This is a genomic window from Mesonia profundi (genome assembly GCF_031085155.1).
GTDB lineage: Bacteria > Bacteroidota > Bacteroidia > Flavobacteriales > Flavobacteriaceae > Mesonia > Mesonia profundi.
Map to the genome: position 1 here is coordinate 1 of NZ_JAVHUL010000026.1, position 23,362 is coordinate 23,362.

The following is a 23,362-nucleotide window of genomic DNA, read 5'->3' on the forward strand; positions in this document are numbered from 1 at the left end:
ATGGAACTAAAATTAAAAGGATTTTTTAACAAAGCGGCCTAATAAAATTAGTCACAAAATTACTAGGAAGTCCAGATCGCTAGGTGGACAATGCAGCACAAGTAGTTGTTCAAGGTCGAATTTGATTTACCGTTTATAGCAAAATTTTTTTCTAAGGTGACTCTTAGTGCTCTAAATTCAGTTACCTGCTCCAAGGCAGTTTCTATAATGCTCTTTTGTTTTTTTTAAATACATCTCCTTTAGGGTTTCGGTGAGTTCTTAAGTTAATGTGTTTTATAACTAGCTAAAAAGCTTCCGAGGAACGAGGATTAGTTCAACACACTATTTAATTAATTGGCAGGTTTTTATTTACCAACTCAATGCAATGGCAATGAAACCATATGCAAACCCATTGCAACTATTAAAAGTTAAAAAAATTAAATTGAAAATCGAGAAAAGGTATTAAAGAAGGGCTAGATTCATGACTCATTAAAATAGAAAGTTACTCTCTAAGAGTTTTTAAAAATAAACTTTACAATGAGGCAATTCTACTTTAATTCTTGCTTTTTCTTTATCACTTAAAGAATTTCCAACAGCTATTAATGTCTGAAGCTTTTTTAAATCGCTAAGTCTTTCTGGAAATTTTTCTAAACCATTGTTAGAAATTATAAGCATCTCTAACGATTTTAATTCTGAAAAGCCGTTCGGCAATACGGTTAGTTCATTATCATTTATGATAAGAGTTTTTAAATGTTGTAATTCTCTAATTGCGTCTGGTATTTTTTTTAATTTATTATTCTCTAGGTTGAGTTCCTCTAAAGATTTAAGCTTCGTCCATTGTATATCAAATTCATGAAACTGATTATAACCAAGCTTTAAAATCTTCAAGTTTTTCAAACTCCTGGTGTTTTGCGGCAAATAACTAAGTTGATTGTGCGCCAACTCTAACACCTCTAAACTTTTACAATTACCTATTGCTTCAGGTAAAGCTGCTAATGAATTAGATGACAAATGTAAAAATTGTAATTTCTTTAGTTTCCCTATACATCTCGATATTTGTGTAAGAGAATTATCTGATATATCTAATGATTTTAGGTTTTTTAATTCGCTTATTTCTTGAGGCAAATACTGAAAGGTATTCAATTTTAAGTTAAGTGTTTCGAGTTTCTTTAGTGAGAAAAGTGATTGTTCCCAATGTGCTAAATGATTTCGCATTAAGTTTAAAAACGTTAAACCTTGTAACCCTTTTAAATCTTCTGGAATAAAAAACAATTGCTGATCGCGCAAATTTAAGCTGGTGGCTTCTTTTTTTTCCGCTACAGCGTTATCTAATTTATAATACACTGTAGCCTTTAGCGGATTAAAATTTTGTGCAAGAACGGTGTTCTCTAATGAAGTTATTATAAAAAACAACCAAGCTATAACACAAACATTTTTAAAGTTTTTCATAGTTATATTTTTAAAAAGAAAAAAGGACCGATGCTTTGCCCGGCACCGATCCTTACCATAAACATGGCTGAAAAAAATTTTAATTAATTAGATTTTAACACCTTATACCTTGCGGTTTTAGCTCCAATTTTCACCTCTATTATATAAAGTTGATTTGATGTAGCGAAGGTTGAAAAGTCTAACTTAATTTCTTGCTGATTTCCGGTAGTCTGCATTCCGTTAACTTCAGATATTTTTCTACCTAAAAGATCAAACACCTGAATGTTAATTTCTTGTCCAGAAATATCATTAATTCCTACAAATACATTTCCTTGTGTTGGGTTAGGATAAATGCTCACGATATCTTTTAAGCTACTTTCTACGCTTAAGTCATCTTCTACCACGATATAGTCCGTTTTAATTACCTCGTTATCACCTGCCATATTGGTAGTTTTTAAGGTTACTGAATAAACTCCTTCTGTAGCGTAAGTAACCACTGGGTTTTCATCTGTAGAAGTTGCCGGTGTTCCACCTTCAAAAGTCCATTCCCAAGCGGTTGGATTGTTGTTTGTTAAATCTGTAAAAGTGACCATATCGCCTTCTTCTACCAAAACCTCATCTGCCACAAAATCGCTTAACGGAATTTGTGCCCCCAAGTTTTCTTTTAAAGCAAAAACAACCGTTGCCGAAGCATCAAAAGTGATATCATTAAAGGTAGCGTCTTGTTGTGGAGAATTTGCTCCACTTGGATGCTGAATAGAAAAGAAACCATATTTATAATCTGGTGTAAAGGTTAATCCTGTAGGCTCAGAACCTGCTGGCATAGAAGCAAAAAGCTCTACTTGCGGTTGTGATTGCGTGTGGTTTGGACGCACTACCCAAATATAGTTGTTACCACCATCTTGTAATACCCAAAGATTCCCTTTTTCATCGAAAGTAAGGTTATCGTTTCCGTTACCCCAAGGTTCAGAATACGTTCCTTGAGTACTGTTAATACTGTAACTCATTCCGCCAACAAAGGTTTCAAAATTAGAAACAGCGGTTGTTCCGTTATCGGTAAATCTATAGGTTCTATTTTTTCCTTTAGCGGTAAAATAAACTTTTCCGTCAAGCGGACTTATTTCGCAATCTTCTACTCCGTTAAAATTAGTTCCGCCAAGGGCAGCCGCCGCATTTCTTACATTATTTCTTTCTGCTGGAGTTGTGTTAGGTACTTCCACCCATTGCGCGGTAGAAGAAGTTGGATCGTTGTTAGCAAGTGGCGTGTCTAATACCAATACATATAAAGTACCTGCTGAAAGGTTACCAGGAGTATCCATTACATATTTATACACACAGTCTGTACCACCATCTTCGCCGTAATAAGCTGTAGTTGCATCATCACTTACAACAACATTTTCATGGTTCATTCTTCCCATGGCCCAAAGCTTTTCTTGTCCGTTTCCGTAATCCATTACTTCTGCCGTAACAGGATCTATTTCTACCAACCAGCCAACATCTTCGTAACCATCGCTATTGGCATCTCCACCATTAGTAGATTCTTCTGCAGTAACTACAGTTCCCCAAGGAGTAACTCCTCCAGAACAGTTTCTTATGGTAGTTACCAAAGCATTGTTATATAAATCTACTGGTTGTGTGTTGGTTACTTCCCAAAGTAAGGTTTGGTCATTAAAATTTACATCTAAAATAGAAACTCCTCCTGGATTGTTTTCGTGATTAACCGAAACGTATCCCAACTCACTACTTCCATTAATAGGAACATAACCTGTAAAGTCATTATTACCAGGCACGGTTCCGCTACCGTCCATATATTGATCGCCTTGTTTAAAGATTAATTGAAAACGGTGTTCTTGCGGAATAATCATATGGTTTTGTTGCGCCGTAGGAACTATAGAAGTAAAACAACCCACATGCGGATTTGTACAATCGAAAGTTGAAGTGTTTTCTTCTTCCATTAATAAATCGAAGCCAAGATCTGAGCTAGAAGCTGTTGCTTGGTGCAATTCTACCGCCAAAACATTGGTTCCGTTTTGTAAAGAATTAGCAATATTTACCAAGTTAAAAGAAGTTTCATCATTTCCTCCAATAGTTGAAGAAGCATACGTGTTGTATGTTATAGCTCCAGATGGCAAGTTTAACCTAGAAACCTCAGTTCCGTTAAGGTAAACCACCACACCATCGTCATGCATAATGCCTAAAATTAAATTTCCTATAACAGAGGCATCTACAATTTGAAACTCATGACGAAAATAATAGGTAGGGTATTTATTGTTAGAATCTGGACCAAAGTCTAAAGTGGTAGATTCTACCCCGTCCCCATAACCAAAAATAGCGTTACCAGAAGCCCAGCTAGAATCGTCATAACTTACATCTTTCCAAGCGGTGCCTAAATCTACACCGGTGTCGTTGTAAGACCAAACGCTACCCGCACTAATAAGAGAACTGTTTGCAGTTAAAGCAGTTTCGTTACAGTTTTCTTCTTCCGTAAAAGAAGAGTTAACATTAGTTGCATACAAATTCAACCCAAAGGCAAAAAGCATACAAAGCATTAAAAAGGAATTTTTTTTCATGGTAAAATTTTGAGGTTTATAATTTCAAGTCAAAAGTAGAGGTTGAGTGTTTACTTTTATTAAATTCCGCTTTAAGCTTATTTTATGAAAAAGTTATCAAGGTTAACTCAGCCTTAGAGCAAGGTTATGAATGTAAAATCTTTGTTAACCAATTTATATAAACATCTAGCTATAAGGTATTTGTTTATTTCTGATTTAAACTTACTGCCTTAGCCCCGTTTAAAGATTTTATAAAAGCTATTAAGTCTTGTTTTTCTTTGTCTGAAAGATTTAAAGGATCTGGAGATAAGGTTTGGTTGTTCACCTTTAAGCCTTTACCTGCTCCGCCGCCATCGTTATAAAAATCGATTACTTCTTCTAAAGTGGCATAAGCTCCATTATGAAAATAAGGTGCGGTTAAACCGGAATTTCTTACGGTGGTGGTTTTGAAAGATTTTTCATAAATCCATGCTTTTTCTTCAGAGATTTCATTTTCCCACCGTCCTTCATCGGTATCTAATAAAATTTGTTTTGTCGGATTTTTTAAAACTCCCAAAATTTCACTTTCAGAATCGCTATAAAAAGGAGGCACAAGACCCGAGAAAGTGGGCGGGAAATGACAAGTGGCACAATTTGCTTTTCCCATAAATAAGTTGAATCCATCTTTTACTTCTCGAGGTAAATAGACTTCTTCGTTATTTATATATTCGTCAAACTCACTATCAAAACTGGTAAGAGAAAGCACGTAAGAAGATAGAGCCTTAGAGAAGTTAACTCGGTTAACTTGATTTTTACCAAACACCTTTTTAAAGCCTTCGGTGTATTGCTTATTATCTACTATTTTTTTTAAAATAGCATCATAAGCAGTATTAAATTCATCTGGATTAAAGATAACATGTTCTGCCTGTTGTTCTAAGGAGAAAGCCCTAAGATCATAAAAAAAGCGTTCGGCGTAAACTGCATTGAGTAAGGTTGGTGAATTTCTTAATACCGTTTTTCCCTCTACATTACTAAAAGATTTAGGTTGCCCATCGGTAAAAGCCATTTTAGGATTATGACAAGAAGCACAACTCATTTGTTGATTTTCGCTTAAAGTGGAATCATAAAAAAGTTTTTTTCCTAAAGCATTTAACTCTTTAGAATCTTCTTCTTTTTTAAATTCCGTAAAAAAATAAGGGTTTAAGAAGTCTTCAGAAAAAATAGATTTGCTTTTAGGGTTCCAGGAAGAAACGTAAGGAAGAAAATTTGGAATTTCTTTTTGATCTATTTCTCCCAATTTTCGATACAACGGATTGATATAAGATTTTAAAAATACCAGCCTATCAAAATTGGTAAAAGAAGCAGGTTGCTCTAAGTAATTTATAGATTTAGAGAAAAGGTTTATTATTTCTTGCAGTTCTTTTAAAGGTGATTGTTTTTGATATTCTTTAAAAAAAGACATCATTGCTTGCATTGATATTTTTGCTTCTTCAATAGCATTGAGCGACCCGGGAGTATCAAAACCAGTAACTCCCAACGTAAATACTCTTATTAAACCCAATCGCATAGCTGCTATTTCTTTTTCGGGTTCTATAGTTTTTGTTTTTAAGCCTTCATATAATAGTTGATATGCATTGTAAAGCTTTCTACTGTTAGTAGCAATTAAATTAGCGTCTAGGTTCTCATCTTCTTCATAGACTAATTCATCTAATACCTGTAAGCCTTCTGGAGGAATAACATCAGGTAGCATACCCGTTTTTTTTATATGTAATAAAGGGGCTCCGTTAATATGTTCGTTCACATATTCTTGATGATAAAATGAAAGGTAAAATTCTATTTTTTTGTAGGATAACCTAGCAGATTTTACCGCTAATTTCACATTACCAATTTCCGTTTTATGTAATTTATATGCATTTGCAGTAGTATCTAAACGTGCCAAAGATTCTTTTAGTTCATTTGCATACGTCCAAAACCTGTTATTTTTGCTATGATAATCAGTTTCTTTAGAAAAAGAAGAGAAAACAAAAAACAGCATAACAAGCAAGCAGGACAAAAAAAAACTGATGGTTTTAAAAGAAAATCTCATAAATCATAAAATTAAACGGTAAACATAGCAGAGTATTTTTAGGTGTAGATTACCTAAAGATTATCAAAAAATTAAATCCATCTATTTATAAAAGAAAGATTCTATTTTCATCATTGGTAGAACAAAGCATATATCTTTTTCTTATGTTTTTAAAATCGTATTTTTATAGTCACAAACAAAAACTCAAAACCATGAAAAAAATTACTTTTTTACTCTTTCTTACACTTAACATTGGGTTGGTTTCCGCGCAAAGCTACACCACTCCCAATAACGGAACTAGTTATGACTTAGATGGTATCTTAAATTTGAGCGCCAGTACTTTGAATTATGACGGTACGGCATATAGCTTATCAGAAGATTTAACTATTGCTTCTACAGATACACTAAACATTAGCACGCCCGAAACTTTAAATATTGCGGCAGACATTAGGATCACCATTGAAGGAACCTTGATCTTCGATGCGGGAACTGATCAAATTGTGATTCAAGCAGTAGATGAAACTGCGCCTTATGATGGTTTTCGTTTTGAAGAAGATTCAGAAGCCTTCATTCACAATACCTCAATCACCTATGGCGGAGGCTTAAAAGTAATCACCCCAAATTTCACCTTGACCGAAAGTTTTTTATCTAATAATGTATCGGGAGTATCCACTGGGGCGGTAGTTTCGCTCTCTAATGGCTCTCCTCTTATTCAAGGTAACACATTTACATTTAACGACTTACCTGCTGTCTCTTCTGGCGCTAATCAAAGTGTTTCGGCAACGATTACCGGGAATTTTTTAGAAGCTAACGGACAGGCGAATCAAAATCGTCCACAAATTAATATGGGAACCACAGGTGCCGATACGCTGAGAATTACCAATAACACGATCCTAGGAGATGTTTCCTTAGACCAAGTAGGTGGTATCGCCGTATCTAATTTTACAGGCGGAGAAATACTAGCCATTATTGATGGCAATATCATCACAGATAACCGCTACGGAATGACGATTGCCGGCGGTAATGCTTTTGTGTACATTAGAAACAATACGATTACCCAAAATAATACCCAGAACTTGCCTAACCTTGGCGGAAGTGGAATCTCATTAAATTCAACCACCGATACTCAAAACATTATTGCTAGAGGCAATTATATTGCCAATAATTTATGGGGAATCACACTTTTGGGAGAAGCTTCTATAGATCTAGGTACCAATGAGATCACAGATCAAGGAAATAACTTGTTTTCTGAAAACGGAAATAATGGAGGTACCTTTTCGCTTTACAACAATACACCTAATACCATACAAGCGGTTTGGAACTGTTGGGAAGAAGGGGTTTTGTTTAGTTCTGCGGAAGAAGTGGAGCCTTATATTTTTCATCTAACAGATGATGCTACTTTAGGCGAAGTAATCTTCAATCCGTTTGATTGTGCAGACTTAAGTGTTAGCAGCAACCAAGCTTTACAAGTAATTGTTTATCCTAATCCTTCTCGTGGAAGTTTTTCTTTTGAAAACACTCAGGATTTTACTCAAATGAGTATATATACCATTGCTGGAAAAAAAGTAAAAACAATCGATTTACAGGCTAACGACAATCAGGTCAATACGCAATTAGCTTCAGGAATTTACTTGCTGCAATTCAAAAAAGGAAATCAACATGCCTTTGAAAAATTGGTTATTGAATAATGTTTACATTTTTTAATGAAAGGCTTCGTGTCACAATAGATCAAGAAATCTAACAGGTTTTGAAAACCTGTTAGATTTCTTCTGATACATATTTAGAATTACTAGTAATACACTCGTGAAAAATATCACACCAAAAATTGCTAGTGTAACCTAAGTCACTGTCAACTCCCATTTCTTTGCTTAATTTTATCCTTTCAAGGAAAAAAGATGAGAATCAGCATCAATATAAACAAATGCATCTCAATAACCTTAAAACCTTTAGAACTATGAAATTAACAAACTTCACAAAAAGCATCTTAGCCGTATTTATTGTCCTGTTTTCCCTGTCCGTTTCGGCACAAAACACAGGAACGAAACCAATGAACAAACAAATGGTGTCCGATTTGAGCAAAACCCCAAATATGGCTTTGGGTTTGCAAAAAGAACGCCATGTCAAAGGAGCTTTCAAACTTTTTGACCGAATGATTGCTAGTGATATGGAGCTTAAACATTTCGAAATAGTAATTTGGGGAGATGCGGTGAAAGAATTTAGTAAAGCTTCGGAACTCTCTCGCATTATCGAGAAAAATCAACATCCAAAACTAAGAGTAAGCGTCTGCAGGCAAGCGATGAAAAGATGGAACGTGACCAAAGAAGATTTGCCAGAGGGCGTTATTTCTGTAGAAAACGCATTTTCGCGACTTTTACAAATTCAGGCAAATGGATATAATGTTGTTATTCCTTAAACCAAGCAATCTTGGTTTTGATATAAATATAATGGGTTTTTATTCAAAAGATTTGGGTAAAAACCTCTAACTATTAGTCTGTAACAAATTGTCTTTAAGCGAAATTACTTATTGCAATTCAAAAAAGAAAATCAACATGCATTTGAGAAACTGGTGATTGAATAATGAAATAATTTAAAATTCTAGCAAAAAGAAAAGTGAAAACTTTTCTTTTTGTTTTTAGTAGCAGCCTATCTTTGCCAAATGCAAAACAGTTTAGACGTGATTATAGTTGGAGGTGGCGCGGCAGGTTTTTTTACCGCTATTCAAATTGCCGAACACCAGCCAAACAAACGTATTCTCATTTTAGAACGGGGAAAAGAAGTGCTTACCAAAGTGAAAATTTCGGGAGGGGGTCGTTGCAATGTGACCCACGCCGAATTTATTCCGCAAGAATTGGTTAAAAACTACCCCAGAGGAGAACGAGAACTGCTAGGTCCTTTTCATCAATTTATGACTGGCGATACCATCGAGTGGTTCGAGAACCAAGGTGTGGGGCTTAAAATTGAGGAAGACGGAAGAATGTTTCCCGTAAGCGATTCTTCCCAAACCATCATCGATTGTTTTTTGCAACGCGTTGAAGATTTAGGGATTGAAGTCAGAACCTTAGAATCGGTGAAAGATTTTTTTAAAAAGGAGAATCTTTGGAATGTTACTACCAAGTCCGCAACCTATCAAGCTGAAAAATTGGTGATTGCCACCGGGAGCAATCCAAAAATATGGAACCATTTACAAGCCTTAAATCATCATATTGCGTCTCCTGTTCCTTCTTTGTTTACCTTTAATACCAAAGACGAGCGTGTACAAGGATTGGCAGGAATTAGCACCTATGCTTCCGTAAAGGTATTGGGCGAAAAGTTAGAAAGTGAAGGGCCGTTATTAATTACGCATTGGGGTTTCAGCGGACCTGGGATTTTAAAACTTTCGGCTTGGGGGGCGCAACAGCTTTTCGAGAAAGACTATCAGTTTCAATTAGAAATTAATTGGCTTGGTCACGCTTCCGCGGAAGCGACACTAGAAAAATTATTAAAAGTAAAAAAGCAGAATCCCAAACAGCAAATCGCCACCTATGCACAATTGAAGCTTCCCAAACGCTTGTGGCAGCAACTCGTAGCCGCAAGTGTTCCTAAAAATAGAATATGGGCAGAAGTGAGCACACAAGAATTGAAAAACCTATGCGCAGAATTAACACAAGGCGTTTATCACATACAAGGAAAAAGCACTTTTAAAGAAGAATTTGTGACTGCCGGCGGAGTGGAATTAAAGGAAATTAACTTTAAAACCATGGAAAGCAAATTGCAAGAAAATTTATTTTTTGCCGGAGAAGTGACCAATATAGATGCTATTACAGGCGGGTTTAACTTTCAAAATGCGTGGACAAGTGCATTTATCGCGGCGCGTGCTATAAGTTAGGGGATATGAAAAAGCACTTATTTATCCTGGCTTTATTGCTAGCCATTTTAGCTTCTTATGTATTTCCTCAACTTTCAGAAGTTTTACCTTTAGGCATCATTACCGATGTTGGAATTGCCTTTATTTTCTTTTTTTATGGCTTAAAATTATCCCCCACCGAGCTTAAATTGGGAATGCGTAATTACAAGTTACATCTCTTAATACAAGCGGCCACGTTTATTATTTTCCCGGTATTAGTGCTACTGTTTTATCCTATATTTACCTCTGAAGAATCTTATACCTACTGGCTTGCTTTTTTATTTTTAGCCGCCTTGCCTTCTACCGTTTCTTCTTCTGTAGTGATGGTTTCGTTGGCCAAAGGGAATATTTCTGCTGCCATTTTTAATGCGAGTTTATCTGGAATTATAGGCGTGGTAGTTACTCCGTTATGGCTTAGTCTATTTTTAGATACTTCAGAAAATGGTATCTCATTTTTGGATGTATTCAGTAAATTAGGAATTCAAATCCTTATTCCACTTGGGATAGGTTTTTTACTTCACAAGTATTTCAAAAAGCTTGTTGCCAAGCATAAAGCCAAGTTGAGCGTTTTCGATAAAAGTGTGATTACCCTGATCGTTTATAACAGCTTTAGTCACTCTTTTAAGGCTAATATTTTTAATGAATTATCTCTTCTTGACCTGCTTGTAATTTTAGGCGGAGTAGCAGGTTTGTTTTTTACAGTTTACGCACTTTTAGGATTTATATCTAAAAAACTTCATTTCTCTAAAGAAGATGAGATTACCGCTAGGTTTTGTGGTTCAAAAAAATCTCTGGTTCACGGCTCTGTAATGCTTCAGGTTTTGTTTGGTAATGCATCAAGTACAGGAATTTTCTTAATTCCCATTATGCTGTATCATATTTTTCAACTGATGGTTGTTGCCGTTTTTGCGAATAAATTTCAGCAAAGAAGTAGTTAATTTTATTAAATATTAGCGCTTTACGTCTTCCAAAATAAAATCTTCTACGCTTTGGGCTTTATCGTTGGTATGTAAAACGGCGATGTCACCCGTAGCTTCAAAAATAACCGCTCTCACTTGACTGAGCTCCAAAACATTTGCTTCTCGAAGTTTTGACCTTAAATCAGATACCGTTACTTTAGATCTTTTTAGGTTATCGTATAAAATTTCAGCTCCGTTCATTAATAGAATAGGATCATTATCTACTAGCTTTTGAAAAACCTTCTTATGCCTAAGACTCGCTACCAAAATTTGGAGAATATACACAATCCCCAATCCTACCGCGCCTTCCAGTAAAGAAGTAGATTTGGATAAGATGGTGGTAGCCAAAATAGATCCTATGGCGACAGTCATCGCAAAATCAAAACTCGACATTTTAGAAAAACTACGCTTTCCTGCCAACCGCGTATAAACGATGACGCAAATATAAATCCCGACAGCACTTAAAACGATGGCTACTAATGATGTAGATGAAGCCGCAAACCATTCTTTCATAATAGATTAATTAAGTCTCCAAATTTCATAGTTAAGCACGGCAATAAATCCTAACCAAACGATATATGGAATTAATAAATAAGCCGCTAAGGGCGAGACCACTTTAAACCACCTGATGGTAAAAAGAACCAATATAAAAAGGGAAATGATAATGATTAAGCTTAATAAAGGCAGTTTTAGACCAAAAAATACGATAGACCAAGCGGTGTTAAGTAACAATTGAAACCCAAAATGATAGAGAGCCGTTTTTACCCAAACGTGGTGCAATCCTTTGTTCCATACCAAGCCCAATGCAATTCCCATTAACATATACAAGACCGTCCAAACTGGGCCGAACAACCAATTGGGAGGGGTAAATCCCGGTTTCTGTAAAGCCAAATACCAGCCATCAAAACCAGACTGAGTGATAATAGCATCTATAAATCCTACCAATAGACAAACCAGTATAGAAATGGAAATATATTTCAGTTTGCTATTCATCATCTTTAGGCTTAGGTACCTGTAATTTATAAATTTATTTTTACAATCTCCATAGAAATGCTTTTATGAAGATTATATTTGCTGAAAATTTTGGTTATGCAAGAACAGCAGTTTATTCCATCGAAGAAATATCAGCTTCCAGAAGAAGGCCATGTTGCCTGGGAATCGCCCAGTAATATTGCCTTGGTAAAATATTGGGGGAAGTACGGCGAGCAATTGCCTAAAAATACTTCGATAAGTTTTACGCTTTCGCATTGCAAAACCACCACAAAAATAAATTTTAAAAAGAAGGATGCTGAGAAAGATTTTTCTTTTGAAGTTTACCTTGACGGAAAAAGAACAGAAAGTTTTGAACCTAAAATTAAACAGTTTTTTGAACGTGTGGAAGATTATCTTCCCTTTTTGAAGCAGTATCATTTTAAGATTGAAACTCAAAATTCTTTTCCTCACAGTAGTGGCATCGCTTCTTCGGCAAGCGGAATGAGTGCTTTAGCTTTATGCCTATTGCAATTAGAACGACAAGCAGATTCCGCTATGACGGAAGAATTTTTTAATAAGAAAGCTTCGTTTTTAGCAAGACTAGGATCAGGTAGTGCGGCGAGAAGTATTAAAGGAAATCTAGTGGTTTGGGGAGAACATCAAGCGGTTAGAGAAAGCTCCAACCTATACGGACTAGCATATTCTGATGATGTCCACGCTGTTTTTAAAGACTATCAAGACACTATTTTACTCGTAGATCGCGGTGAAAAACAAGTGAGTAGTACTGTAGGGCATGACCTGATGCACGATCATCCTTTTGCAGAACAACGTTTTACACAAGCTAATGATAATTTAGAAAAGCTTTTGCCAATTTTAGCTTCTGGTAACCTAGAGGAATTTATCCACATTGTAGAGCAAGAAGCCTTGTCCTTACACGCTATGATGATGACTAGCCATCCTTATTTTATCTTGATGAAACCGAATACGCTTCAAATCATCAATAAGATTTGGGAGTTTAGGCAAACGCATAACAGTAAAGTTTGCTTCACCTTAGATGCGGGTGCAAACGTACACGTACTCTACCCTAAGGAAGAGAAAGAAGAAGTTTTAGATTTCATTAAGAATCAGTTAGTTGGTTATTGTCAAAAAGGAATGTATATTTGTGACGAGGTAGGCTTCGGAGCAAAATCAATATAAGTTATAGCGTTTTTGCCTTAAAGCATTAAATCGACATTATGAAAGGACCATTATTTTATTCAAAAATTTTATTATTTGGGGAATACGGAATTATAAAAGACTCTAAAGGTCTATCTATTCCTTACAACTTTTATAATGGAGCGTTAAAATCTAGCGATTCACTTACTGAAAATCAATTAAAATCCAATCAGAACTTAAAGCGTTTTGGAGATTATTTGAAAGACTTGGCTCAAGAAAAACCAGCATTAATTAATTTCGATTTTGACGAACTGGAAAAAGACATTCAAAGTGGAATGTATTTTGACAGTAGTATCCCTCAAGGATACGGCGTAGGAAGTAGCGGTGCCTTAGTTGCTGCGATTTACGAAAAATATGCACACGACAAAATTACCGTTCTGGAGAGTTTAACTCGAGAAAAATTATTGAGTCTTAAAACTATTTTTGGGGAAATGGAATCTTTCTTTCACGGAAAGTCTTCTGGATTAGATCCTTTAAATAGCTACTTAAGTTTACCTATTCTCATCAATTCTAAAGATCATATTGAAGCTGCAGGCATTCCTTCCCAAGCGATAAACGGGAAAGGCGCTGTATTTTTAATAGACAGTGGGATTGTAGGAGAAACTGCTCCTATGGTAAATATCTTTATGGAAAACATGAAGCAAGAAGGCTTTAGACAAATGCTAAAAAATAAGTTTAATAAACATACCGATGCTTGCGTAGACGATTTCTTAAAAGGAGATGTAAAATCGCTTTTCGGAAATATTAAACAGCTTTCTCACGTGGTTTTAGACAACTTTAAGCCTATGATTCCTAAGCAATTCCACCAACTTTGGAAGGAAGGAATCGAAACCAATGCGTATTATTTAAAACTTTGCGGATCTGGTGGTGGCGGTTATATCTTAGGTTTTACTGAGGATATGGATAAAGCTAAAAAAGCATTGAAAGACTACAACCTAGAAGTAGTTTATAATTTTTAAAATTCTGTAGATGTCTTCTAAAAAGAACAGACACTTACTGCTAAAATTAGCAAGTTTGTTCTCTGTCGTAAGAGGCTATAATATTCTAGTTATTATAGCGGCACAATACCTAACTTCTATCTACATTCTTGCTCCAAACAAGCCTTTAGCTGAAGTTTTATTCGAAAAAAATTTATTTATTATCGTATTGGCTTCTGCCTTAGCGATCGCTTCGGGTTATATTATCAATAACTTTTACGATACCGAAAAGGACCTGATCAATAGGCCTCAAAAAACTTTTTTAGATAATTACATCAGTCAGAAGACGAAGCTCTCCGTTTATTTTACGCTCAACATTTTGTCGGTTATTCTTGCCAGTTATGTTTCTTTTAAAGCCGTATTATTTTTTTCTGCCTATATTTTCTTTTTGTGGTTTTATTCCCACAAGCTGAAAAAATACCCATTTATTGGTAACCTGACTGCCTCTACGCTAGCGGTAATGCCTTTTTTCGTGGTTTTCGTATTCTATCAAAATTTTGACTTGATCATTTTTATTCATGCTACTTATCTATTTCTGATTATCTCTATTCGAGAACTAGTGAAGGATTTAGAAAACCTGAAAGGAGATTTTACACAAGAATATAATACCATTCCCGTAGTTTACGGTGTTCCTTTTACCAAGAAAATAGCGACTGCTTTAGTAGCTTTGACTTCTATCCCTACCCTACTTCTTTTGGTAAAAGATTTTAATATAGGCTATATGTATTACTACTTTATCACAGCCTTTTTTCTGCTGATTGCTTTTTTATATTTTTTATGGAAATCAAAATCCAAGCTCCAATATACCATTCTGCATAACCTACTAAAGCTCATTATTGTACTGGGAGTTTTTAGTATTTTACTTATTGATATTGATGTTGTTTTAAATCGTATTTTTTAGAAAATTTTTATTCAGTATTAACAATTAGAAATTATTTATTTATATTGTACCTTTGCAAAAAATTAAAATTATGGGCAACGAAAGAAACCAAGGAAAAGGGAACATGAAGAATAAGAATAAGCCTTTTAATAAAGACAGAAAACCTACCTCAAAAAATAAAGTAAAAGTAGATCAACAAATTAAAGATCCTGAAGCAGGAATGCGCCTCAATAAGTACATTGCCAATGCAGGAGTTTGCTCTCGTAGAGATGCAGATATTTATATTTCTTCCGGAAATGTACGCGTAAACGGAGATGTAATTACCGAAATGGGCTACAAAGTAAAATTAACCGACGAAGTAAAATTTGATGGTAGAAAAATTACTCCAGACCAAAAAGAATATGTTTTGCTTAACAAGCCTAGCGGTTTTTACGTAACCGGAAGTTTAGAAAGAAACAACCGCACTGTAATGGATTTGGTGGCCAATGCTTCAAAATCTAAACTGAGTCCTATTGGAAAATTAGACACCAGTACGATGGGCTTGCTACTGTTTACCAATGATGGGACTTTATCTAAAAATTTAGCCAATCCCAAACAAGGTATCCGTCAGCTTTATCACGTAGAACTCAACAAGAATCTAGATCAGATTGATTTGGAGAAAATTAGAGAAGGTGTAACTTTAGAAGATGGAAAAGTAAATGTAGATGATATTAGCTACGTAGACAATCAGCCTAAAAGACAAGTAGGTATTGAGCTTAAAAGTACTCGTCAACATCTTGTACAACGTTTGTTTAAAAAATTAGGCTATGAAATTGTACGCTTAGACCGCGTGGTTTATGGAGGTTTAACCAAAAAAGATTTACCTAGAGGAAATTATAGACACCTCTCTAAACAAGAAGTGATTAACTTAGGGATGCTCTAATCACTAGGAACATATAGTTAAAAAAAGTGTCTTCTTCAAGGCACTTTTTTTTATGCAAAAATTTAACATTTAGAGGCTTTCACAGTATAGAAAAATAGATTTTATTTGTTTTGAATTAAGACGAATTAATTGAACTCTCTTTCAAATTTCGGATTGCTAAAAAACGGGAGGTTTTTTACAGCAATAGTTTACCAGGTAAACCTCCGATTTTTTAAGTTTACTTCCGTAACCTCACTCCCATTCAATCAGAAGTTAGCCTTTAAGCCAACTACTGCATTTCAAATTTTACTCTAATTGAAGCGTATTTTTATAAAATTATTTCTATCTTTTACATGTATTTACCTAACGCTAAATATTTTAAAAAAACCTAATGAATACAAAGTATATTGACCTCATAAGTCAAACCTATCATTTCCCTCAAGAAGAATTTAAGTTAAAAGACAACAGTCTTGAGTTTCACGACATCAATTTAATGGAGTTGATAAAAGAGTACGGCGCTCCATTAAAATTCACTTACTTACCAAAAATTTCTGAAAACATCCAACGTGCCAAAGGCTGGTTTAAGGATGCTATCGCAAAGAATAATTACAAAGGTAGTTACAGTTACTGCTATTGCACGAAGAGCTCACATTTTCAGCACGTTTTAGACGAGGCTTTAAAAAATGATATCCACATTGAAACTTCCTCTGCTTTTGATATTGATATCGTAGAGAAGATGATGAAAAAGGGAAAGATCAATAAAGACACCTTTGTCATTTGCAACGGTTTTAAACGCGCGCAATACGTCTCTAACATTGCAAGGCTAATCAATAATGGGCATCCTAACTGCATCCCCATTATCGACAATTATGAAGAAATAGATTTGCTATCAGAAGAAATTAAAGACGATTTTAAAATCGGAATTCGTATTGCTTCGGAAGAAGAACCTAAGTTTGAATTTTACACCTCAAGATTAGGTATTGGCTACCGCAATATTGTTCCGTTTTACGAAGATCAAATTAAAAATAACGATAAAGTAGAGCTTAAAATGCTTCACTTTTTTATCAATACAGGGATTCGTGATACTGCATATTATTGGAACGAACTTTTAAAATGTTTGAAGGTTTATGTCCGCTTAAGAAAAATTTGCCCCACCCTAGACAGTTTAAATATTGGTGGCGGTTTCCCGATTAAAAACTCCCTACATTTTGAATATGATTATCAATATATGATTGATGAAATCATAAATCAAATTAATCATTTTTGTGAAGAAGCAGAAGTGCCTGTTCCCAACATTTTTACTGAATTTGGTAGCTTTACTGTAGGAGAAAGCGGAGGCGCTATTTATGAAATCCTATATCAGAAGCAACAAAATGACCGTGAGAAGTGGAATATGATCAACTCTTCATTTATCACTACCCTACCCGATACCTGGGCGATTAACAAGCGTTTTATCATGCTTGCCATTAACCGCTGGGAAGATGAATATGAGCGCGTCTTATTGGGTGGTTTAACTTGCGATAGCGATGATTATTACAATAGCGAACAGCATATGAACGCTATCTATTTACCGAAATATAAAAAAGAAAAACCGCTTTATATAGGCTTTTTCAATACGGGAGCTTACCAAGAAAGTATTGGTGGCTTTGGCGGATTACAACACTGTCTTATTCCTAGTCCCAAACATATTTTGATTGATAAGGATAAAGAAGGCAACATCACTACAAAACTATTTAGCAACCAACAGAAAAGTGAAGACTTACTTAAAATTTTAGGCTACGATGACAACTAAAAACAATTATGCAGGCATTCCAGATAAATATGCTCGGTTAGAAGAAGCAAAAGTGGTATTAATTCCTGTTCCTTATGACGGTACAAGTACTTGGCAAAAAGGAGCCGATAAAGGTCCGCAAGCTTTTCTTGAAGCTTCAGAGAATATGGAGTTATTCGATATCGAAACCCGTACTGAAGTGTACAAGAAAGGTGTATACTTAGCAGCTCCCGTGACCGAGAATTCTTCTCCAGAGAAAATGGTAGAAGCGGTTCACAAAACCACGAAGAACTACATAAAACAAGGTAAATTTGTTACGCTATTTGGAGGCGAACACTCCATTTCTATTGGTAGCATTAGAGCGTTTAACGAAGCTTTTCCAGATTTAACGGTCGTACAAATTGATGCTCATGCAGATCTTCGTAAAGAATATGAGGGTTCATCCTATAACCATGCTTGTACCGTTCACGAAGCCAGCAAAACAACCAATTTAGTTCAAGTGGGGATTCGTTCTATGGATGAAGAAGAACTGGAATATATGGATGAGAATCAAGTGTATTTTGCACACGATTTATATGAAGATTGGATGGATGACGCCATTGGACAAATGACTCCGAATGTCTTTTTAACCATAGATTTAGATGCGTTTGATCCTTCTATCCTACCCTCTACAGGAACGCCAGAACCAGGCGGACTTTTTTGGTACGAGACATTAGACTTTTTAAAACTCATCTTTAAAAAGAAGAATGTAGTAGGCTTTGATATTGTAGAACTTTGTCCCAATAAAGAGGAGAAATCATCTGACTTCCTAGCGGCGAAATTGTATTATAAAATGTTGAGCTATAAGTTTGAATACGGAAACCCTATAGTGATAGAAGAGGAATAATTTTTAAATAACCTTTACTTAGGCTCTGGGCGAGCCTCGCACAAATAGACCTTACTTAAAAAATAATTATTCAGCGTTAAATGTTTTAGAGACTTGCCAAAGAAGATTTTGAAACGGACTCGCTTTAAAAAATCATAACATAAAAAATGACTAAAGGAGCAATTTCCCAATTTATAGAAAAATATTACTTACACTTTAATGCTGCAAGTCTTGTAGATGCTGCAAAAGCTTACGAAGATCAACTTAACGGAGGGGCAAAAATGTTAGTTTCCTTAGCCGGAGCTATGAGTACTGCAGAAATAGGTAAAATCTTCGCCGAAATGATTCGGAAAGATAAATTACAAATTATTTCTTGTACGGGAGCGAATCTAGAAGAGGATATTATGAATTTGGTCGCGCATTCGCATTACAAAAGAATTCCTAATTACCGCGACTTAACGCCTAAAGATGAGTGGGATTTATTAGAAAAAGGCTTAAATAGAGTTACCGATACATGTATTCCCGAGGAGGAAGCTTTTAGGAGAATTCAAAAGCACATCGTAAAGATTTGGAAAGATGCCGAAGCGAAAGGAGAACGTTATTTCCCTCACGAATTTATGTACAAATTATTACTAAGTGGCGTTTTAGAGGAGCATTATGAGATAGATCTTAAAGATTCTTGGATGTACGCTGCCGCGGAAAAAAACTTACCTATTATCGTTCCGGGTTGGGAAGACAGTACCATGGGGAATATATTTGCCAGTTACGTGATGAAAGGAGAGCTAAAAGCTAGTACCATGAAATCTGGAATTGAATACATGACTTTCCTAGCCGATTGGTACACCGAAAATTCTAAAAACGGAATTGGGTTCTTTCAAATTGGAGGAGGTATTGCAGGAGATTTTCCTATTTGCGTGGTGCCTATGTTATACCAAGATATGGAACGTCCCGACACTCCATTTTGGAGCTATTTTTGTCAGATATCAGATTCTACTACCAGTTACGGATCTTACTCTGGAGCGGTTCCTAACGAGAAAATTACTTGGGGGAAATTAGATTTAGATACGCCTAAGTTTATTATTGAAAGCGATGCCACCATTGTAGCGCCGCTTATTTTTGCCTATTTATTGGATATGTAATTTATTTAGGTATTAGGATTTAGCTAGCAGGATTTAGGTCTTAGAAAAAAATAATAAAATTATCTTTTTAATTTTCAAATGGAGCTTACTAAAAAAGTTTTTGCAAAAGGGATAGCAGCGGCATCTTTTTGTGAAGTGCAACGCAACAAAAAATATAGCGGATAGCCCGGTTGCGCTTTTTCAGCGCAATTTGCCCTCATAAAAATGATGCTATGAATTAATACGAGACTAAAATGATGGATAAAATAGAGAATATTGAGTTAAAATACCTCACCATAGAGGATTTTGAAGAATTAAAAGAGGCTACGGTTTCTTCCTACGGCTCTATGCCTAACTCGTATTGGAAATTAGATGAAATAGGAAAATTAATTTCTCTTTTTCCAGAGGGGCAAATCGTCATTAAAATTAACGGAGATATTGCAGGCTGCGCGTTATCGGTGATTGTTGATTTAGATGAAGTGGAAGATCACCACACGTATCAAGATATTGTGGGAGATGAAAATTTTAAGGCGCACGATAAAAATGGCGATACGCTTTACGGAATTGATGTGTTTATAAAACCCGCTTATCGTGGACTGCGCCTAGGAAGACGTTTATACGATTACCGAAAAGAGGTGTGCGAAAATTTGAATTTAAAAGGAATTGTCTTTGGCGGAAGGATTCCCAACTACCATAAATTCGCAAAAGAATTCACTCCGAAACAGTATATTGAAAAGGTGAAAGCGAAAGAAATTCACGATCCTGTGCTGAATTTTCAATTATCTAATGATTTTCATCCGGTGAGGATTTTAAAAGGATACCTGGAAGGCGATAAGGCTTCTGGGGAATACGCGGTTTTGATGGAATGGGACAATATTTACTATACCAAACCTACCAAAAAACCATCAGCCAACAAGAGTATTGTGAGGTTGGGATTAATTCAATGGCAGATGCGTTCCTACATTGGAATGGATGATTTAATGCAGCAGGCCGAGTATTTTATTGATAGTCTCGCAGGATATCGGTCTGATTTTGCAATGTTTCCAGAGTTCTTTAATGCGCCCCTTATGGCGAAATTCAATCATCTTTCTGAATCTGATGCAATTCGGGAACTGGCAGGATATACCGAAAGGGTGAAAGAAAAACTATCTGAGCTTTCTATTTCCTATAATATCAATATTATTTCTGGAAGTATGCCAGAGGTCATTGATGGTAGCCTTTACAACGTAGGTTACCTCTGCAAAAGAGACGGAAGCATCGAACGTTATGAAAAAATACACGTCACGCCAGATGAAGCTAAAATTTGGGGAATGCAACGTGGTAGCGAACTAAAAACCTTTGACACCGATTGTGGCAAAATAGGAATTTTGATTTGCTATGATGTGGAATTTCCTGAACTTTCCAGATTACTTTCTGATGAAGGAATGGATATTTTATTTGTTCCGTTTTTAACTGATACTCAAAATGGATATTCTCGGGTTCGGCTTTGCGCCCAAGCGAGAGCGATAGAAAACGAATGTTACGTCGCCATTGCAGGAAGCGTTGGGAACTTGCCAAATGTACATAATATGGATATTCAATATGCGCAATCTGCAGTATTTACGCCTTGTGATTTTTCTTTTCCGTCCAACGGAGTAAAAGCCGAAACCACTCCCAACACCGAAATGATTTTGGTTGCCGATGTAGACATCGACTTATTGCGAGAATTACATACATTTGGAAGCGTTCACAACCTCAAGGACAGAAGACCCGATGTGTACCAACTTCAGCGTACAAAAAAATCTTAAGCTTTTTTTAAATCACAAACTTGCCTTATAAAAATTTGCGTTCTTTGCAATCCTATTCCTTTACCTATGCAAGATTGGATTATTTATACGATTGGTTTTACGGCACAAATTCTTTTTGCTTCCCGTATTATTATACAATGGTTTAAGTCAGAAAAAGCTAACAAAATTAAGACTCCAGTTATCTTTTGGAAACTTAGTTTACTGGGGGCCATTATGTTCTTTATCTACGGTTACTTGCGTCGAGATTTTTCTATTATGTTGGGACAGGCAATTATTTATTTTGTCTTTATAAGGAATCTAGCGCTACAAAAAGAATGGAAACCTTCTCCTTTTATCTTTAAATTTATCGTCATTGGTTTTCCCATTTTTGCGATTTGGTATGGTATTTTTGGAGCAGATATCAACTATAACCTCTTATTTTCACAGCAGGAAGATCAAGGGATTGGCACCTGGTTGTTAATTACAGGGATTGTTGGGCAATTGGTCTATGTATTTAGGTTTATCTACCAATGGATTTATTCTGAACAAAAGCAGAAATCAAGTTTACCTTTAGGATTTTGGATTCTAAGCTTGGTAGGTTCTGCCATTGTTTTGGTTTATGCTATCTATAGAGAAGATCCTGTACTTTTAGCATCTCACTTTGGCGGTTCTATTATTTATATACGTAATGTTTATATTGGGTTACGATCCTCTGCTTCATCGTAGGGAAAAATTCCGCGAAAGCGAACAAAAACACGATAAGATATTCTAACGTCACAATCCATAAATGCTCTTCAAAACCCTGATTTGAGTAAGCGAAGTAACTTAAAATTACTGTAAAAGACCAAATAAAAATATACTTAAACTTAGTAAAAACGCCTAGAAAGATGGGGGTAATTAAGTACCAAGGATGTATTGTAGTAGCAAAAAGTAAATAGATACTTAGCGCAAAAAGCATGCTGGTTAATAAATTTTCTTCGGAAGTATTTCGTTTCAAAAAACTCAATAACAAAACACCTACTAAAACTAAAAGAGGCAATATTTTACCCGCAATACCAATGATATTATACCCCATCGTTTGAAAACCCAGCCACCTCACTATATAATAGACACTTGCATTAAACTCAAATTTGGAAAACCAAAGTCCCACAGAAGAAGCATAATGATTAAAAAACTCTGCAGAAAGAAAAGGAACAAAGCTAAGCAACACGGTTAAGCCTACGATTCCGTAGAAAAGTATCAGTTTAGGAAGATTTAGCGGGTTGTTTTTTCTAAAATAATAGAAAAACAAGGGTAAAAGTACCAATGGCAATAACTTTACGGAAACCGAAAGGCCAAAAAGTAAGGCTGCCCAAACGTATTTTTTCTGAAATAACAACCAAAAAGAGGCGGCTAAAAAAGCGACTATTAATCCTTCAAAATGCAAATTTCCCGTTAGTTCTAGGATGACTAAAGGATTTAAAAAATACCAAAAAGCCCGATGTGCCGGAAGCTTTAGGTAACGAAGTATCTTCTGAATAAAAAATAAAGAAATCACATCAGCCAGTATTAACACAAGCCGCATCACCACTACACCACCCCATATACTCTTGGGCGCAATGATTCCCGCTAATGCATAAACCAACTGAGAAACAGGCGGATAATTAGTATAATTACTAGCACTCAAACTTCCCATTCCCTCTACCAATGACCCAACCTGTGGAAATAGGTTAAAATTTTCTGAAGAAATATATTGCTGCGGAAAGGACAAATAAGGATTTATTCCCTCTGCCAACAGCCTACCATCCCAAATAAACCGATAAAAATCTTGAGAGAGGTTGGGCAAAGCAAACAGAAACACCAGTCTAAAGAGAATTCCTACGAACAATAAAAACTTAAAATTCCCCTGCTGAAACTGAATCAGTTTGTAGCTTAAAAAGAATAAAGCGGCGTAAAGCGAAAGAAGTTTTACAAAATCATAACGTTCTAGATCGTAAGCAAACGCTGCATACAACGCAACAAGAATTGCTGAAAAGAAAAAAGGAATCTTGTATTTTAAATAGAATTCTTTCACTT

Annotated in this window: 19 protein-coding genes; 13 read left to right on the forward strand and 6 right to left on the reverse strand. The window is 35.6% G+C overall.

The window, feature by feature from the left end; genetic code table 11:
- Positions 1 to 498: 498 nt before the first annotated feature.
- The 3 genes from RBU60_RS09995 to RBU60_RS10005 form a co-directional block, all read right to left on the reverse strand.
- A complete protein-coding gene (locus RBU60_RS09995; RefSeq protein ID WP_308864777.1) occupies positions 499 to 1,428 on the reverse strand; it encodes a leucine-rich repeat domain-containing protein in 930 nt (309 codons plus the stop codon).
- Positions 1,429 to 1,511: 83 nt separating this feature from the next.
- A complete protein-coding gene (locus RBU60_RS10000; RefSeq protein WP_308864778.1) occupies positions 1,512 to 3,977 on the reverse strand; it encodes an alkaline phosphatase PhoX in 2,466 nt (821 codons plus the stop codon).
- A 184-nt stretch (positions 3,978 to 4,161) separates the two neighbouring features.
- Positions 4,162 to 6,021: a cytochrome-c peroxidase gene (locus RBU60_RS10005; protein WP_308864779.1), complete on the reverse strand. Its 1,860-nt coding sequence runs from the start codon at positions 6,019 to 6,021 to the stop codon at positions 4,162 to 4,164.
- 191 nt (positions 6,022 to 6,212) lie between these two features.
- On the opposite strand from RBU60_RS10005, the gene RBU60_RS10010 reads away from it, so the two are divergent.
- The 4 genes from RBU60_RS10010 (at position 6,213) to RBU60_RS10025 (ending at position 10,821) form a co-directional block, all read left to right on the forward strand.
- On the forward strand, positions 6,213 to 7,688 hold the full coding sequence (locus RBU60_RS10010; RefSeq protein WP_308864780.1) for a T9SS type A sorting domain-containing protein: 1,476 nt from the start codon (positions 6,213 to 6,215) through the stop codon (positions 7,686 to 7,688).
- Positions 7,689 to 7,954: 266 nt separating this feature from the next.
- Entirely contained in the window at positions 7,955 to 8,413 is a 459-nt protein-coding gene (locus RBU60_RS10015; RefSeq protein WP_308864781.1) for a DsrE family protein, read from the forward strand.
- Between the two features lie 243 nt (positions 8,414 to 8,656).
- A complete protein-coding gene (locus RBU60_RS10020) occupies positions 8,657 to 9,865 on the forward strand; it encodes a BaiN/RdsA family NAD(P)/FAD-dependent oxidoreductase (RefSeq protein ID WP_308864812.1) in 1,209 nt (402 codons plus the stop codon).
- A gap of 5 nt (positions 9,866 to 9,870) precedes the next feature.
- Positions 9,871 to 10,821: a bile acid:sodium symporter family protein gene (locus RBU60_RS10025; RefSeq protein WP_308864782.1), complete on the forward strand. Its 951-nt coding sequence runs from the start codon at positions 9,871 to 9,873 to the stop codon at positions 10,819 to 10,821.
- Between the two features lie 12 nt (positions 10,822 to 10,833).
- Here RBU60_RS10025 and RBU60_RS10030 read toward each other — a convergent pair whose 3' ends face one another.
- Both RBU60_RS10030 and RBU60_RS10035 read right to left on the reverse strand, forming a co-directional pair.
- Positions 10,834 to 11,355 carry a DUF421 domain-containing protein gene (locus RBU60_RS10030; protein ID WP_308864784.1) on the reverse strand — a complete coding sequence of 174 codons (522 nt, stop codon included), beginning with the start codon at positions 11,353 to 11,355 and terminating at the stop codon, positions 10,834 to 10,836.
- 6 nt (positions 11,356 to 11,361) lie between these two features.
- Positions 11,362 to 11,835, reverse strand: coding sequence for a TspO/MBR family protein (locus tag RBU60_RS10035; protein ID WP_407660202.1), 474 nt, complete (start codon positions 11,833 to 11,835; stop codon positions 11,362 to 11,364).
- Between the two features lie 96 nt (positions 11,836 to 11,931).
- Between RBU60_RS10035 and RBU60_RS10040 the strand changes: the two genes are divergently transcribed.
- The 9 genes from RBU60_RS10040 to RBU60_RS10080 all read left to right on the forward strand — a co-directional run bounded on the left by RBU60_RS10040 (position 11,932) and on the right by RBU60_RS10080 (position 22,033).
- Complete coding sequence (locus RBU60_RS10040; protein ID WP_308864787.1) at positions 11,932 to 13,011, forward strand: diphosphomevalonate/mevalonate 3,5-bisphosphate decarboxylase family protein; 1,080 nt, start codon at positions 11,932 to 11,934, stop codon at positions 13,009 to 13,011.
- 38 nt (positions 13,012 to 13,049) lie between these two features.
- On the forward strand, positions 13,050 to 13,988 hold the full coding sequence (locus RBU60_RS10045; protein ID WP_308864788.1) for a mevalonate kinase family protein: 939 nt from the start codon (positions 13,050 to 13,052) through the stop codon (positions 13,986 to 13,988).
- 10 nt (positions 13,989 to 13,998) lie between these two features.
- On the forward strand, positions 13,999 to 14,907 hold the full coding sequence (locus tag RBU60_RS10050) for a geranylgeranylglycerol-phosphate geranylgeranyltransferase (protein ID WP_308864789.1): 909 nt from the start codon (positions 13,999 to 14,001) through the stop codon (positions 14,905 to 14,907).
- 70 nt (positions 14,908 to 14,977) lie between these two features.
- Positions 14,978 to 15,808: a pseudouridine synthase gene (locus RBU60_RS10055; protein WP_407660200.1), complete on the forward strand. Its 831-nt coding sequence runs from the start codon at positions 14,978 to 14,980 to the stop codon at positions 15,806 to 15,808.
- Between the two features lie 370 nt (positions 15,809 to 16,178).
- Complete coding sequence (locus tag RBU60_RS10060) at positions 16,179 to 17,579, forward strand: arginine decarboxylase (RefSeq protein WP_308864791.1); 1,401 nt, start codon at positions 16,179 to 16,181, stop codon at positions 17,577 to 17,579.
- A complete protein-coding gene (gene speB / locus RBU60_RS10065; RefSeq protein WP_308864792.1) occupies positions 17,569 to 18,444 on the forward strand; it encodes an agmatinase in 876 nt (291 codons plus the stop codon). The genes RBU60_RS10060 and speB overlap by 11 nt, the downstream gene beginning before the upstream one ends.
- A 146-nt stretch (positions 18,445 to 18,590) precedes the next feature.
- Positions 18,591 to 19,562 (forward strand): deoxyhypusine synthase family protein, encoded by a 972-nt coding sequence (locus RBU60_RS10070; protein ID WP_308864793.1) that lies wholly within the window; start codon positions 18,591 to 18,593, stop codon positions 19,560 to 19,562.
- A gap of 233 nt (positions 19,563 to 19,795) precedes the next feature.
- Complete coding sequence (locus RBU60_RS10075) at positions 19,796 to 21,328, forward strand: carbon-nitrogen hydrolase family protein (protein ID WP_407660201.1); 1,533 nt, start codon at positions 19,796 to 19,798, stop codon at positions 21,326 to 21,328.
- Positions 21,329 to 21,394: 66 nt separating this feature from the next.
- The gene (locus RBU60_RS10080) at positions 21,395 to 22,033 is read left to right on the forward strand and encodes a lipid-A-disaccharide synthase N-terminal domain-containing protein (protein WP_308864794.1); all 639 of its coding nucleotides are present in this window, start codon (positions 21,395 to 21,397) and stop codon (positions 22,031 to 22,033) included.
- Here RBU60_RS10080 and mptB read toward each other — a convergent pair.
- The gene (gene mptB / locus RBU60_RS10085) at positions 21,981 to 23,360 is read right to left on the reverse strand and encodes a polyprenol phosphomannose-dependent alpha 1,6 mannosyltransferase MptB (protein WP_308864795.1); all 1,380 of its coding nucleotides are present in this window, start codon (positions 23,358 to 23,360) and stop codon (positions 21,981 to 21,983) included. The genes RBU60_RS10080 and mptB overlap by 53 nt on opposite strands.
- Positions 23,361 to 23,362 lie beyond the last annotated feature (2 nt).